Raw genomic sequence first — 15,536 nt, 5'->3', positions numbered from 1 at the left:
AAAAGAAATTTTATCAGCATGATTTTTCCAGAGTCGCACATCCATACAATCGCTCTGCTACAGCGAAGCCGAAAATAGCCCCTCTCAAACATATCCGGAGAAGTGTTATGGCAACCGCAAAAGCAGCACCAGGTAAAGGTCTGATCAATCCAAGCAACCACGCTCTGATCCTGATCGACTTTCAGTCGCAGATGTCATTTGCGACCAAATCCATCGACGCTGTTTCACTCCGCAATAACGCTGCACTGATCTCCAAGGCAGCGAAGGAGTTTGGCGTTCCGGCCATTCTTACCACCGTCGCCGAAAAAAGCTTTTCGGGCCCGATGTTTGAAGAAATCACCTCGGTTTTTGCCGGTCAGGAACTGATTGACCGCACCAGCATGAATACCTGGGAAGACGAGCGCATAGCTGTCGCTGTGAACAAGATCGGTCGCGACCGTATTGTTCTTGCCGGTCTCTGGACTTCGGTCTGCATTGTCGGCCCGGCGATCTCGGCGCTTGAACAAGGCTTCGAGGTCTACATCATTTGCGATGCGTGCGGTGACGTTTCGGATGAGGCTCATGAGCGCGCTATCGAGCGCATGATTCAAGCCGGTGCGCGTCCGATGACCTCACTCCAGTACCTGCTGGAACTGCAACGTGACTGGGCTCGCAGCGACACCTATAACGAGACGGTGAAAACCTCTATCGCTCACGGCGGCGCTTATGGTCTTGGTTTGATTTATGCCAAAACCATGTTTAACGCATCGGAAGGTCACTGATCTGAATTGCGCCTCTTCCTTGATAGGGGAGGAGGCGCACTCAGGCGAGCGGTGGGGAGCAATGGAACATGTCCACATCTGATATGAATACGACGACTGCAGCGGATGTAGCGCTGTGTTGGCTACGCATCACCGGTGTACTGATGCTGTTGCTGGTGCACGGATTGCCTAAGCTGTTCAATTTTGAGCACGAACTGACGTTGATCGAAGATCCGTTTGGCATGGGGGCTCGGTTGACCTTGTCGCTGGCAATTTTCGCGGAAGTGTTTTGTCCGATATTCATCGCAGTGGGACTGTTGACGCGCCTTGCGACACTGCCTGTGCTCTTTTTGCTGGTTGTATCGGTTATCCGGGTTCATCCCGAGTGGAGCCTGGCCGAGGGCCAGTTCGCCTGGCTGCTGCTGATCATCTTCTCAACGATTCTGGTCGGCGGGTCTGGGAAATTGGCAGTGGGTACGAGTCTGTCGCATCGCTGGCCACTCCTGAGCAAACTGTAGGGAGGAAAGTATTAATATTGGGTATCAGAACGCCGGTTTGTTAGATGTGTTTGCTCGCACGAACATCATCTATCAAATCGGCGTTCTGGTTTCTGTGTTTCCTGGTATTCCGTGAAGAGCCAGAAAATATGGTTTCCTTTCGACTGAACGTTAAGACGTAGCCTTCAACTGGTATATGAATGGGAGGTTTGGATAAGTCTCTGGAAAATGAGAGGCGTACGGTACAAGCGTTAGCTATTTCGATTTCCTCGCACATCAACAGCCATTAATAAAAGCGGCCCTTTGGCACTGATTACATCGTTTCTCGGGTGCAATCCTTTTGACTATATTGGCGACCAGACCCGGCGAATGACTCAACAGTCGCCACCCTTCAGTGCGAGTAGTCTCAATGAACAATAAACCTGACAGCGCAGGGCTTGATAACGCCGGAACGGGAACCCGAGCGGTCTGGGGCGGGGAGCAAGTCAGGCACCCCTATAACGCCACGCAAACACCTATCGTGGTCAGTGCCGCCTACGGTTACGACGACATTGACGTCTGGTACGACGTGGCTTTGGGCAAGGCTCCGGGATTTATCTACAGCCGCATGAGCAACCCGACGGTCGAGACCCTCGAAGCGAAAATTTGCGAGTTGGAAAAGGCCGAGTCCGCGGTGGCCTTCAGCAGCGGCATGGCGGCCATCAGCAGTGTGCTTTATACCTTCCTTGCCCACGGCAATCGGGTAGTTTCCACCAAGGACAGCTACGGCGGCACCAACAAGATTTTCGAAGAGTTCCTGCCGCGCATGGGGGTGGACGTGACCTTGTGCGAAACCTTCGATCATGACGAGATCGAGCGTGAAGTCGCCAAAGGCTGCCAGGTGCTCTACCTGGAAACTCCGACCAACCCGACTCTGAAAATACTCGATATCCAACGTCTGGTGAGTGCGGCCAAGCGCGTCGGCGCCGTGGTGGTGGCGGACAATACCTTCGCCACTCCGTTGAATCAGAATCCCCTGGCATTGGGCGTAGACGTAGTCATCCACAGCGCGACCAAGTTCCTCAGCGGCCATGGCGATGTGCTTGGCGGTCTGGTGTGCGGCGTTGAATCCTTGATGGCCAAGGTTCGTCATTACCGGGAAATCAACGGTGCGGCGCTTGATCCCTTCTCGGCCTATTTGATCATCCGGGGCATGAAAACCCTGGCACTGCGGATGCGTCAGCAACAACACAGTGCCCGTGCCCTGGCAGAGTTCCTGAGCAACGAGCCCCTTGTGGAATCGGTGAACTATCCCGGCTTGCCCGGTCATCCGAACCACGCTGTGGCGTGCGCGCAAATGCGCGGGTTCGGCGCCATCGTCAGTTTTGTCCTGGTCGGTGGCATGGACACCGTCAAAGTACTGTTACCACGCCTGCGCTTTGCCCATTGCGCGGGGAATCTGGGCGCGGTGGAAACCATCTACGGCCCGGCCAGGACCACCAGTCATGTGGAGAACACGCTGGAGGAGCGTTTGGCCTTGGGCATTTCCGAAGGGCTGGTGCGGGTTTCGGTCGGCATCGAAGACACCGACGATTTGCTCGACGATCTGAAGCAGGCATTCGCCTATGTCAGGCGCTCACGGCATGAACAGGTACAGGTAAAAACACAACCCTCAATCAATGAATCTTGCACCGAGGTACCCAACTAAAGTTTCAAAGTTAATGCCTCACGACAAGGCAGTCTATGAGGACTTCATGAAGAGGAATAATAATAAAACTTAGTGGCAACCTGTTTTTATTCTGCCCAGTAACTCATCGCAGAAGTGAATGCGTGCCCTAATAACTTTCATGAGAACAATCATGTCCATAAAAGAACAACAGCTCAACGCGCGTGCCGGTTTTAAACAGGAAATGCAGACCCGCCATATTGTCATGTTGGCATTGGGCGGTGTCATTGGTACCGGGCTATTCCTTACGTCCGGATACACCGTCAACCAAGCCGGCCCCTTGGGGGCGGTTATCGCTTATATCATCGGCGCGCTCATGGTCTACATGGTCATGATGTGCCTGGGCGAGCTGGCGGTGCAGATGCCGGAAACCGGCTCGTTCAGCACCTACGCCACACGCTTTCTCGGCCCGGGGACCGGTTACACGGTGGCCTGGCTTTACTGGTTGACCTGGACCGTGGCTATTGGCTCGGAATTCACTGCCGCCGGTATCCTTATGGCGCGCTGGTTCCCACAGACTCCGGTATGGATCTGGAGTGCGCTGTTCGCTGGAGTGGTGTTTCTGACCAATGTGATTTCGGTGCGCTTGTTCGCCGAGACTGAGTTTTGGTTGTCTCTGGTCAAGGTGGTGACGGTGGTAGTGTTCCTGCTGATCGGCGGCGGGGCTATTCTCGGCCTGTTGCATATCGATCAGGCTCACAGTATTGGCCTGGGCAACTTCACCCGTGAGGGCTTGTTTCCCACTGGGTTCATGTCGATTGCCATGACCTTGCTCGCGGTGTCATTTGCCTTCTCTGGCACCGAGCTGATCGGTATCGCTGCCGGCGAAACCAAGGACCCGCAACGCAACGTGCCGCGAGCCATTCGCACCACGGTGCTGCGCCTGGCGATCTTCTTTGTCGGTACCATCTTCGTCCTGGCGACCTTGCTTCCCCGGGAACAGGCCGGGCTGGTGGAGAGTCCGTTCGTCACGGTATTCACCTACATCGGTATTCCGTACTCCGCCGACATCATGAACTTCGTGATCATCAGCGCCTTGCTGTCCGCCGCCAACTCCGGACTTTACGCCGCTTCGCGGATGCTCTGGACCTTGAGCGACCAGGGTCACCTGCCCAAGCAGTTCTCGGTCCTGACCCGCATGGGCACGCCGTTGAATGCCATCGTGTTGAGCATGGTCGGTGGCGCGGCGTCGTTGCTCAGTAGTGTGTTTGCCGCCGACACTATCTACCTGGCGTTGGTGTCGATTTCCGGGTTGGCAGTGGTGGTGGTATGGATGAGCATTGCTGCGAGCCAGATCGCTTTCCGTCGACACTATGTGGCCAATGGCGGTGATATCCACGACCTGAAGTTCCGCGTGCGGGGTTACCCATGGGTGCCACTGGGGGCGCTGGCCAGCTGCAGCCTGGCCTGTGTCGGGATCGCCTTCGACCCTGAGCAGCGGGTGGCCCTGTACTTCGGTGTGCCGTTCATCGCCTGGTGCTACTTCGTGTATTACATTACCCGCAAAAGCCGCGAGCGCCGCTTGTCGCTTGCTCCCTTGGCACAACCGTCCGATGCGTTCTAGGCATTGTCGACGAGGTGGGCAAACGTGCTCGGTGCGGGGGGCGTCAATGAGATCCAGGCCATGAAGCAAAAGACGTTACCCCCATTGAACTGGCTGCGAGCATTTGAGGTGTCCGCTCGCTGTCTGAACTTCACCCACGCCGCCGAAGAGCTGTTTTTGACTCAAGGCGCAATCAGCCAGCAGATCCGCCAATTGGAAAGCCACCTTGGGGTGGCGCTGTTCAAGCGCTTGCCTCGTGGTCTGGGTTTGACCGAGGAAGGCCAAGCCTATCTGCCGGTGGTACAGGATGCGATTACCCGGCTGGCGGTGGGGACCAACGAGATTTTTGGTCAGCACAAGCGCCGGCCCATCAAGGTACGCGGCAGCCTGTCGTTTTTCGTGCACTGGCTGGCGCCCAAACTGGTGGACTTTCGGCAGGCCCATCCGCATGTCGACATCCGTTACATCAGCAACATCTGGGTCAAGGAGCTCGATGGCGAAGACGACATGGAGATACGCTGGGGCCATGGACAATGGCCGGGGCTGGTGTCTCAGCGTCTGACCTGGGACACCTTGTTCCCGGTTTGCTCGCCGGCTCTGATGGCCCGCTCGCCGCTGAAGGTGCCAGAGGATGTGGTGCACCATCCACTGCTGCATGTCCTGGGTTACGAAGAAGGTTGGGGTTACTGGTTGAATATGGTCGGTGCGCACGCCGTCGACTCGTCCACCGGTATGCAGTTCGATACCCTGATTTCCACGTTACGCATGGCCGAGCTAGGGCAGGGCATTGCGCTGGCCCGCTCGTCCATGGTCGACGAAATGCTTGAGGACGGGCGTCTGGTCGAGCCCTTTGCGCAACGTATCGAGGCCAGCGAGTCGTTTTACCTGGTGCGGGGGGCCGAGGCCGATCAGCACCCTGACGCGGTGATGTTTTCCACCTGGCTGGTCGAGCAGGCACATCGTTATAAATGAATGGCCGGAGTCAACCATGCGCTATGTGAGTACACGAAGTTCGGCCGTACAGGCTGATTTCGAGAAGGTTGTGTTATCCGGCGTTGCCGACGACGGCGGGCTGTTCGTGCCTGTTGGCCTGCCGCTATTCGAGCCACAGGAAATCGCCAATTGGTCGACCTTGCCCTATGACGAACTGGCCTATCGGGTCATCAGTCCTTTTGTCGGCGATGCCATTCCCGAGGCGGATTTCAAACGCCTGCTGAAGGAGGCCTACAGTACCTTTAGCCATCGCTCCGTCGCGCCCTTGCTCCAGGTCGACCGCAATGAATGGGTGCTGGAACTGTTCCATGGGCCGACCTGTTCCTCGAAAGACTTTGCCGCCCAGCTACAGGCGCGACTGGTGCAATACTTTCTGCGCAAACGCCAGCGCCGCGGAATCGTCCTGGGGGCCACCAACGGCGATACCGGACTGGCCGCCATCGAGGCGTTCAAGCACTGCGACGATACGATGGTAGTGGTGATCTATCCGGAGTCCGGCATGCCGGAGCAGCAGTTACAGGATCTGCAGGCGGTGGCTCATCCCAGGGTCCACAGATTCGCGGTAAATGGCAGCTTCGACGAGTGCCAGACCATCGTCACCCGATTGTTCCGGCAATGGCCGTGCGCGCAATACGAGGCCATCAGTTTCAACTCGAACAACTGGGTCGGCGTGCTGGCGCAGCTAGTGTTTTATTTCCATGCCGTGCTGCAACTGGGGGGTGGGCAGCGCCCCATCGGCTTCAGTGTGCCGGCAGCGAGTTTCGCTGAAGTCTACGCCGGCTATATTGCGCAAAAGATGGGCCTGCCTATTACCCAGATGATTGTCGCAACCAATCAAAACGACGCGCTGCATCAGTTGTTCCTGAAGAACCACTACTCCCGGTTGCGGGCCAACAAGACCTTGTCTCCGGCCATGGACTTGTCGATCTTTTCCAACCTCGAGCGCTTTCTCTGGGAGCTCTATGGACATGACTATCAGGCGGTGAGCGCATTGATGGTCGAGTTCGAATCCAGCGGCGAGATGAGCATCGCCAACGAGTTCTGGCTCCAGGCGCGGATGATCATCGATTCCTACTCGGTCAGTGATGAGCAGACCCTGAAGGAAATCACCTCGCTGTATAGCGATACCGGTTACGTCATTGACCCTCATGCCGCCACTGGTGTCCTCGCGGCCCGGTTGTACCGCCGAAGTCTTGTGGCGCCCATGGTCACCCTGGGCGAGATATCACCGGCCAAGTCCGCGCTACTGCTCGGCGAACTGGGGATCACCGCGCCGGCTCGGCGCAGCCCGGTGCCGGGGCAAGGGCCGTCACAGGTTTACCGGATTCAGCCCGATGACCTCGAGATCATCCATCAACTGCTCGGCGCTCTGTGAAGACGCTGTAAAGGAGGCTAAGTGAAGCGAATTCTGGACCCTCTCGATGAGCGCATCATCGCCGAACTGCGGCTCAACGCCCGGGTCGCCCACGCCGAGTTGGCGGCCAGGGTCAACCTGTCGCGCAATGCCGTACGCCAGCGCATCGAACGGCTCGAGCGCGACGGGGCGATACAGGGCTACACGGTGCGTACGGGGGAGGGGCGGCAGACTTCTTCGAATATCAATGCGGTGATTTTCGTCTATCGCTACGATCGTATGCGTGGCGCGGAAGTGCTGCTGGCCCTGCGGCAGATTCCGGAAGTTATCCAGTGCGATGTCATGAGCGGCGAGTTCGATCTGATGCTGCGGGTCGGTGCCGCGAGCCCGGAGCGAGTGCATAAAGTCTGGAATGAAATATCCGCGTTGCCTGGGGTGGAAAACACCGTAACCTCATTCGTGCTTTCGTCTGTTGTCTAGCCGCTTTGCCCCGATATAAAAGCCAACGCATGTTGGCTTTTTTTATGCCTGACGCTTTGCCCAGCCACTGGTCAAAACGCCCATAAAATAGAGCAAATAGCCATATTTCACTGCCTTGGCTGCCCGCCTAATCTAGTGCCCAGTAACCCATCATTCGGATCAAGGGCAATAAAAAATGACTGAATACAAACTGGCGCTGGTCGGCTTCGGTGGTGTCAACCGGGCATTGGCTCAACTGATTGCCGAGCGTAACGAAAGCTGGAAGAAAGAATTGGGTTTTACCCTGAAAATTGTCGGTGTCACCGACCTGTTCCTCGGCTGCGTGATTGGCTGCGAAGGACTGGATGCCGGTCAGCTGGCTAACTTGCCTGCGGTCAAGGGTGCTCTGGCGCAGTTGCCGGGAGGGGATGCCGAAGCCTTCAATGAAGCTGTGATCAAACACTCCGGTGCGGACATCGTTGTCGAAGCGACTTTCACCAACCCGGTCGACGGTGAGCCGGCCACCTCGTTCTGTCGCTGGGCGCTGGAAGGCAGCAAGCATGTGGTCACCACCAACAAGGGACCGATTGCCTTGCACGCTGCAGAGCTCAAGGACCTCGCTCGACGCAATAACGTCGCCTTTGAATACGAAGGCTCGGTGATGAGCGGCACTCCGGTGATCCGCCTGGCCAAGCAGTCGTTGGCGGGCAGCTCGATACTCGGCTTCGAGGGGATTCTCAATGGCACCTCCAACTTTGTGTTGAGCAGCATGGAAGACGGGCTGGGGTTCGCCGAGGCGGTCAGCAAGGCTCAGGAACTGGGCTACGCCGAAGCCGACCCGACTGCGGATGTCGAGGGGCATGATGTACGCCTCAAAGTAGTGATCCTGGCCAATGAACTGCTGGACGCCAAACTGAACGTCAGCGATGTCAGCTGCAAGGGTATTTGCGGCCTCAACCTCAGTGATATCGAAAGAGCCCGTCAGGACGGTGCGCGCTGGAAGCTCATCGGCGCCGCCACACGGCATGCCGATGGTTCGGTCAGCGCCCATGTCGAACCCCGGCTGCTGAGCAACGATCACCCGCTGGCCGGTATCTGCGGTGCAACTAACGCGGTGTCATTCACTACCGGTTTGCTCGGCACGGTGACGGTCTCGGGGCCGGGGGCCGGGCGCACGGAAACCGCATTCGCACTGCTCTCGGACATCATCAATATCCATCAGTCCGTTGCACACAACTAGGAGAAGGCCTGTGAACCTATCGCGTCCGGCCCTGGCCATTGTGGAGAATCAAATTGATGTACTGAACCCCTTTGACGGCAGCGTCGTCGGGACCGTAGCGGACGTCTGTATGACACAGGTTCCGCAGTTGCTGGAGCAAGGCCGCAAGGGAGCTCAGGCCAGCGCCGGGTTACCGCGTTATCTCCGGGCGCGGATCCTTGAACAGGCGGCATTGAGTATCGAACGCGATGCCCGCGCTTTTGCCCGGTTGATCGTCGACGAAGCCGGCAAGACCCTCAAGCAGGCAGAGAAAGAAGTCAAACGGTGTATCAACACCCTCAAGCTGTCTGCGCAGGAGGCCACGCGCAATGCTGGCGAAGTGTTGCCGTTCGACGCCTATGAAGGCTCCGAGTCGCGGCAGGGCTGGTTCTCCCGCGAACCACTGGGCTTGATTGTGGCGATCACCCCGTACAACGATCCGTTGAATCTGGTAGCACATAAGCTCGGCCCGGCGATTGCCGGCGGCAACGCGGTGATTCTCAAACCGTCCGAGCTGGCGCCGTTGTCGGCCATCAGGTTGGTGAGGTATCTGGTCGAGTCCGGGCTGCCGGAGTCAGTGGTCACGGTCGCCACCGGCGGGGCAGAGTTGGGCAGGGCCCTGGTAGCCGCCCGTGAGGTGAGGATGATTTCCTTTACCGGTGGATTCGCCACGGGTGAGCAGATTGCCCGTATCGCCGGCCTGAAGAAATTGACCATGGACCTGGGCGGCAATGCGCCGGTGATCGTGATGGGCGACTGCGACCTTGACGCGGCCGTCGAGAGTTGCCTGTCCGGGGCCTTCTGGGCGGCGGGACAGAACTGCATCGGCACTCAGCGCCTGTTGGTCCAGGCCTCGATCTATGGGGCTTTCCGCGAGCGCTTCGTCAATCAGGCTCAGGCTCTAGTGGTTGGCGACCCGGCGCTGGCTGGCACCGACATCGGCCCAATGATTACCCCGCAGGCGGCGAAACAAGCTGAGCAAATGGTGAGCGAAGCCCTGCTGGAGGGCGCCAGGTTACTGTGCGGTAATCAGCGTCAGGGCGCATGCTACACAGCGACCGTGCTGGAAAATGTCGATCACGCCAGCCGGCTGTGGCGCAACGAAGTGTTTGCTCCGGTGGTGATGTTGCAGCCCTTCGAGACCTTCGATGAGGCTATCGCCCTGGCGAACGAACCGGAATACAGCCTGCATGCGGGGATCTTCACCAATAATCTGGCAACGGCCATGAGGGCTGCGCGCAGGATCGAAGCCGGGGGCGTGATGATCAACGACTCCTCCGACTATCGCTTCGATGCGATGCCATTTGGTGGCTTCAAGTACGGCAGCCTGGGGCGGGAAGGGGTGCGCTTCGCCTATGAGGAAATGACGCAACCCAAGGTGGTGTGTCTGAATATCCTTCGTTAGGTGATTCAAGGAAAAAAAGCACTGCTTGTTTGGCATTGGGACGGTTTGGTCACCGTCCCAGTGCTTTGTTCGCGTTGTAGAACATCTCGATTTAATCGAAAACATCGCAACGGGCATCTTGCCGCGTGGTATGGATTTTTGGCGTGATCCGTTCCTGCTTTAGACGCTGAAAAAACTCTCGGCTATGGCGTTGTCGTAGCCGTTCTGCAGCTGCTCACAAGGCTTGCACCTTAAGTATTGCACCGTGGCGTGACCCGGTCAGGGTCCAAATCATCGCGCCACACTCACTGGCCCAAAGCATCTGCCAACCCCCTCCAAGGCACTGTATAAGGCTGTTCGCCAGCTTTCGATAATCGCCTCCGACATTTCGTCCCCCGATTTCGGAGCGCGCCATGCACAACAACAATAAGAATTTGCCCCATCTTCTGCCCGCGGTCATTGTCGGCCTGTCGATGCTTGGCCTGAGCGCCATCGCCAAGGCCGATATCATGCTGTACGACAAGGACCAGACCACGTTCTCTACCGACGGCTACATCAATGCCTTTTACGTGAACAGCAAGGTTGATCGCGCCGGCGATCAGTTCGACCGCCGCCAGGCCCGGGTGAAGATGGGGTTTCTGCCCAACTATCTGGGCTTCAACATGGGCAAGCAGGTCGATGACCTGAAACTCGGGGCCCGGGCGTCCTTCTGGGTGACCATCAACGACAGCCAGACCAAGGGCACCGACACCGCCATCGATGTGCGCCAGTTCTATGGCACCGTGGCCAATCCGGAATGGGGCGAGGTACTGATCGGTAAGGATTTCGGGCTGTTTGCGCGCTCCAACATCCTGCTCGATGAACTGCTCTCCGGGTATGGTCAGGTCAGCGATAGCCTGGGCCTGGTCGATGGCGGCGGGGTGTCGTTCGGCAATATCGGCAGCGGTTATCCGTACCCATTCCCCACCTCGCAGATCACCTACCGCACGCCGGTCATGGACGGCTTGCGAGTCGCGGTGGGCATCATGGATCCGGTGAGCACCAACGACAGCAGTCCGACCGGCAAGGCCTATCAGCAGAACCCTCGCACCGAGAGCGAGATCACCTACCAGTTCGATGTCGCGGGGGCGAAGATTTACAGTTGGGTCAACGGCAGCTACCAGACCTCGGACAACACCGACTCTACCGTCAACTCGGTCACCTCCAAAGGCGTCGGTTACGGCGTGCAGGCGAAGATGGGCGGCCTGTCGCTCACCGGTTCCGGCTTTCAGGCCAAGGGTATCAATCCGTTCTTTACCAACAACGCCGGCCAGCCGACCCTGAGAAATGTCGACAGCGATGGCTACTTGCTGCAGGGCTCCTACACGCTCGGCAAGAATCGCCTGGCGCTGTCTTATGGCAAAACCAAGGACGATGGTAATGGCGTAGTCGGCAGCGGCGCGGATTATCAAACCCACGGTGTGGCACTGTTCCATGAGGTCAATGACAACCTCAAGCTGGTCGCCGAATACAACCAGTTCGAAATCAAAGGCCATCAAACCAGTGCCCAGAACGAGAATACCGATACCTTCGCCGTCGGGGCCGTGCTGACCTGGTAACCCCCCGATCATCCGCCCGGCTGTCTTTGCAGGCGCGATCGCCAGGATCGCCGCCTGTTGCAGTGCCTGTTCAGATGGCTGCACACACACACATCCCATAGGCACCGCCGAAGGCTGCGATCCTTCGGCGGCAACGTCTGATCGACTGGCCTTTTCATCCCATGGAAGCGGTTAACCCCTACCCAAGTAGCATTCGTGGCCCCCGGCAGACTTCGTACACTCAGGCCTCATAGTGCGCACCGGCAGGAGGCGAAGATGCAGCAGGCCCAGAACGAGGGTGTCGTCAGTGCAATGTCCCAGGCGACCGATGCCCGGCTGGTGGCCCAGGAACTGGCGCGGCAGCTGTTACACCCGCACTTGGGGTTCGTGTTGTTTTTCTGTTCCGCCGAATACGATTTGCAGGCGCTGGGCGAAGCCCTGGAGCAGAGTTTCGGCGGTATCCGCCTGGTGGGTTGCACCAGCGCCGGTGAAATCACTCCCCTTGGCTATGGCCGCAATTGCGTGACAGCGGTCGGTTTTGATCATCGGCACTTTTCCATCGCCACCGAACGGATCGACGAAATGGAACGCTTCAGCCTGATCGACGCCCAGCGGATGGTCGAGAGGCTGGTCAGCGACTGTCGCAGCAACACCCTGGCGCCGATCAAGGGCAACAGCTTCGCCCTGACCCTGCTTGATGGCCTGTCCAGTCGTGAGGAAATGGTCCTGGCTGCCCTGAGTGCGGCACTGGGGGACATTCCGCATTTCGGTGGCTCAGCCGGCGACGACAATTACCTGACCCACACTCATGTCTATTTCGAGGGTGAATTCCACTGCGGCGCGGCGGTGGTGGTGCTGGTCAATACCTGGCTGGATTTCGAAGTGTTCACCACCCATCACATCCTGCCCCGCGAAGAGAAACTGGTGGTGACTGGCGCTGACAGCGCCCAGCGTCGGGTCTTTGAGCTTAACGCCGAGCCCGCCGCCGAAGAGTACGCGCGCCACATCGGTGTGCCGGTGGCCGAGCTCGATCACCGGGTATTCGCCGCCCACCCGCTGGCGGTGCGGATCCACGACCAGTATTACGTCCGGGCGATCCAGCAGGTTCATCCGGACCTGAGCCTGAGTTTTTATTGTGCGGTGGAGAACGGCATCGTGCTGACCGCCATGACCCCCGGGCCCATGCTGCCGAATCTGCAACATCTGTTCGACGGTTTGCAGGCGCGTCTCGGCGAGCTGCTGCTGACCATCGGTTGCGATTGTTTTCTCCGGCGCCTGGAGCTGGAAGACGGTGATGGCCTGGAACAGATCGGCGCGTTCTTGCGCGAGCAGCGGGTGATGGGTTTCAACACCTATGGAGAACAGTTCAATGGCATGCACATCAACCAAACCTTCACCGGGGTTGCCATTGCCCGGAACCGAACCCCTGTCAGTCGTTGAACTGCAACAGCAGGTCGCCCGACTGCAGCATGAGAACCGCAAGTTACAGCGCATCAATGACGCGCTGATCGAGCGGATCGAGTCCGGGGTGACGCGGGGCAATGACCCTTACTCGGCCTTTCAGCATTCGGTGGTGCTGGCCGAGCAGGTCCGCGAGCGCACCGATGCATTGAACCAGGCCATGGCCGAACTCAAGGCCGGCAATCACTTGCTCAGCGAAGCCCGGCTACGGGCCGAAACTGCTCACCGGTATCTGATCGACGCGATCGAGAGCATCTCCGATGCCTTCGTGCTGTTCGACGAAGACCAGCGCATTGTGCTGTTCAACAGTCGATTCAAGGCATTCTGGGCCAACAGCAAGGTGCGGATTATCGCTGGCATGCGGCTCGGCGAGGTCAAGCGACTGATGACCGCCACCGGGCTGTTCAACGAAGAACCGCGGGGCCATGCCGACGAGCAACTGCTCTATCGACTGCAGAGCGGTTGTTGGCTGCAAGTCAGCGAGCGCTCCACCCGGGAAGGCGGGCGGGTGATGCTGTTTACCGACATCACCGAGGTCAAGCTCAGCGAAACCGTGCGCCGCGAACAGGCTGTCGCGCAAAAATCCCGTCTGTTGCAGCGAGCGGTGGACAACCTGTCCCAAGGGGTGGCCATGGTCAGCGCCGAGGGCATCCTGGAGTTGTGGAACCGGCGCTTCCTAGAACTCAGCGGCCTGGCGCCGGTGGCCGCTCACCGGCCCTTTGCCGAGGTGATCGGCGACAGTGAGTTGCGCCTGCTGACCCCGGACAGTCGCGACGATAACGGAAGGATCATCCACGAATGCGAGCAGCGCCTTTACGACGGACGGGTACTGGAAATCCGCACCCATCCGCTGCCCACCGGCGGCTTCGTCAACACCTTCACCGACATCACTGAACGCTATCAGCATGCCGAGGCCCTCAGTGAGAGCGAGCGCTGGATTCGCCTGATCACCGACCATGTGCCGGCGCTGATCGCCTATCTGAATGCCGACCTGGTCTACGAGTTCACCAACAAGGTCTATGAAGAATGGTACTGCTGGCCACGGGGCGTGATGCTCGGCCAGAGTCTGCGCGAGGTGCATAGCGAACAGCATTATCAGCGGCTGGAGAGCTATGTGGCGCGGGCCTTGGCGGGCGAGAGCGTGACCTTTGAAGTGGCCGAAACCAACATCAATAATCAGGAGCGCTACATGCTGCGCTCCTATGTCCCGAACCGCCTGGCCAGTGGTGAGGTGGTGGGGATTTTTGTGCTGATCCGCGACATCACCGAGCGTCGCAGAACGGCGCAGGCGCTGCACCAGGCCTATCAGAATCTGGAGCTACGGGTGCGCGAGCGCACAGCCGAACTGACCACCCTGAATGACCAGTTGCTGCGCGAGATCGACGAACGCAGCCGGGTCGAATCGCGCTTGCGCGAGGCCAAGCTGGAGGCCGAACAGGCCAACCTGTCGAAAACCAAATTCCTCGCTGCCGTCAGTCACGACCTGCTGCAACCGTTGAACGCGGCGCGGCTGTTTACCAGTGCACTGCTCGAGCGCCGCGAGCCGGTAGCCAATGCGACACTGGTGCGCAATGTCAGCAATTCCCTGGAGGATGTGGAGAATCTGCTGGGCACATTGGTGGATATTTCCAAGCTCGATGCCGGGGTGATCAAGGCCGATATCGCGCCGTTCGCCCTCAGCGAATTGATCGACAACCTGGCCACCGAATATGCCCAGATAGCGCGCAGCGAAGGGCTTGAGTTGCACTTCGTGGCCTGCTCGGCGCTGGTGCGCAGCGACATCCAGCTCTTGGCGCGGATCCTGCGTAACCTGTTGAGCAATGCGATTCGCTACACCCCCGGCGGCCGGGTAGTGCTGGGCTGCCGACGGCATCGCCGGCACCTGTCGATCGAAGTCTGGGACAGCGGCATCGGGATCGCCGAGGAGCGCCTGGAAGAGATTTTTCAGGAGTTCAAACGCGGTGATGTGCAGCGCCCGAACCAGGACCGCGGGTTGGGCCTGGGCTTGGCTATCGTCGAGAAAATATCCGGCATTCTCGGCCATCGGATTCGGGTGCGCTCGTGGCCGGGCAAGGGCTCGATGTTTGCCGTCGAAGTGCCCCTCAGCGCCACTGCGCCCAAGGCTCAGCCGAGCCCGGCGATCAGCGAGCCGATGCTCGAACGCCTGCGCGGTGCGCGGGTGTGGGTGCTGGACAACGATGCTGCGATTTGCGCCGGCATGCGGACCTTGCTTGAAGGTTGGGGCTGCCTGGTGGTCACGGCATTATCGGAAGAAGACCTGGCGCGTCAGGTGGACAATTACCATGCCGAAGCCGACCTGCTGATCGCCGACTACCACCTGGATAACGACTGCAACGGTGTCGATGCCGTGGCGCGGATCAACGCGCGTCGGGCCCTGCCGATACCGGCGATGATGATCACTGCCAACTACAGCAACGAACTCAAGCAACAGATCCGCGAACGCGGCCACACCCTGATGCACAAACCGGTGCGGCCGATGAAACTCAAGACTGCGATGAGCCATCTGCTCGGACAGCCTTGAGGTGCGAGCGAAGCGTAAAAGAT

Annotated in this window: 12 protein-coding genes; all 12 read left to right on the top strand. The window is 58.8% G+C overall.

What is annotated here, in order from left to right; translation table 11 throughout:
- The first annotated feature begins 107 nt into the window (after positions 1 to 107).
- The 12 genes from AC1RJ3_RS08325 to nahK all read left to right on the top strand — a co-directional run bounded on the left by AC1RJ3_RS08325 (position 108) and on the right by nahK (position 15,513).
- Positions 108 to 761, top strand: a complete 654-nt coding sequence (locus tag AC1RJ3_RS08325) for a hydrolase (protein ID WP_054596913.1) — start codon at positions 108 to 110, stop codon at positions 759 to 761.
- Between the two features lie 68 nt (positions 762 to 829).
- On the top strand, positions 830 to 1,258 hold the full coding sequence (locus tag AC1RJ3_RS08320) for a DoxX family protein (RefSeq protein ID WP_371917648.1): 429 nt from the start codon (positions 830 to 832) through the stop codon (positions 1,256 to 1,258).
- A 388-nt stretch (positions 1,259 to 1,646) separates the two neighbouring features.
- On the top strand, positions 1,647 to 2,924 hold the full coding sequence (locus AC1RJ3_RS08315) for a cystathionine gamma-synthase family protein (protein WP_347929745.1): 1,278 nt from the start codon (positions 1,647 to 1,649) through the stop codon (positions 2,922 to 2,924).
- A gap of 151 nt (positions 2,925 to 3,075) precedes the next feature.
- Positions 3,076 to 4,506 (top strand): amino acid permease, encoded by a 1,431-nt coding sequence (locus AC1RJ3_RS08310; protein ID WP_103318041.1) that lies wholly within the window; start codon positions 3,076 to 3,078, stop codon positions 4,504 to 4,506.
- Positions 4,507 to 4,566: 60 nt separating this feature from the next.
- Positions 4,567 to 5,457 carry a LysR substrate-binding domain-containing protein gene (locus AC1RJ3_RS08305; RefSeq protein ID WP_103318038.1) on the top strand — a complete coding sequence of 297 codons (891 nt, stop codon included), beginning with the start codon at positions 4,567 to 4,569 and terminating at the stop codon, positions 5,455 to 5,457.
- Between the two features lie 16 nt (positions 5,458 to 5,473).
- Positions 5,474 to 6,853, top strand: coding sequence for a threonine synthase (gene thrC / locus AC1RJ3_RS08300; RefSeq protein ID WP_493078353.1), 1,380 nt, complete (start codon positions 5,474 to 5,476; stop codon positions 6,851 to 6,853).
- Positions 6,854 to 6,874: 21 nt separating this feature from the next.
- Positions 6,875 to 7,312, top strand: a complete 438-nt coding sequence (locus AC1RJ3_RS08295; RefSeq protein ID WP_347929747.1) for an Lrp/AsnC family transcriptional regulator — start codon at positions 6,875 to 6,877, stop codon at positions 7,310 to 7,312.
- 175 nt (positions 7,313 to 7,487) lie between these two features.
- Positions 7,488 to 8,531 carry a homoserine dehydrogenase gene (locus AC1RJ3_RS08290; protein WP_347929748.1) on the top strand — a complete coding sequence of 348 codons (1,044 nt, stop codon included), beginning with the start codon at positions 7,488 to 7,490 and terminating at the stop codon, positions 8,529 to 8,531.
- Positions 8,532 to 8,541: 10 nt separating this feature from the next.
- Positions 8,542 to 9,954 carry an aldehyde dehydrogenase family protein gene (locus tag AC1RJ3_RS08285; RefSeq protein ID WP_493078351.1) on the top strand — a complete coding sequence of 471 codons (1,413 nt, stop codon included), beginning with the start codon at positions 8,542 to 8,544 and terminating at the stop codon, positions 9,952 to 9,954.
- Positions 9,955 to 10,346: 392 nt separating this feature from the next.
- Positions 10,347 to 11,531, top strand: coding sequence for a porin (locus AC1RJ3_RS08280; RefSeq protein WP_493078349.1), 1,185 nt, complete (start codon positions 10,347 to 10,349; stop codon positions 11,529 to 11,531).
- A 255-nt stretch (positions 11,532 to 11,786) separates the two neighbouring features.
- On the top strand, positions 11,787 to 12,950 hold the full coding sequence (gene nosP, locus AC1RJ3_RS08275; protein WP_493078347.1) for a nitric oxide-sensing protein NosP: 1,164 nt from the start codon (positions 11,787 to 11,789) through the stop codon (positions 12,948 to 12,950).
- The gene (gene nahK / locus AC1RJ3_RS08270) at positions 12,880 to 15,513 is read left to right on the top strand and encodes a hybrid sensor histidine kinase/response regulator NahK/ErcS' (protein WP_493078345.1); all 2,634 of its coding nucleotides are present in this window, start codon (positions 12,880 to 12,882) and stop codon (positions 15,511 to 15,513) included. The genes nosP and nahK overlap by 71 nt, the downstream gene beginning before the upstream one ends.
- The last annotated feature ends 23 nt before the right edge of the window (positions 15,514 to 15,536 follow it).

Source organism: Pseudomonas sp. GW822-FHT04C11 (assembly GCF_058800905.1).
Note: the sequence above shows the minus strand (reverse complement) of the source record. Positions and strands in the feature narration are given on the sequence as shown.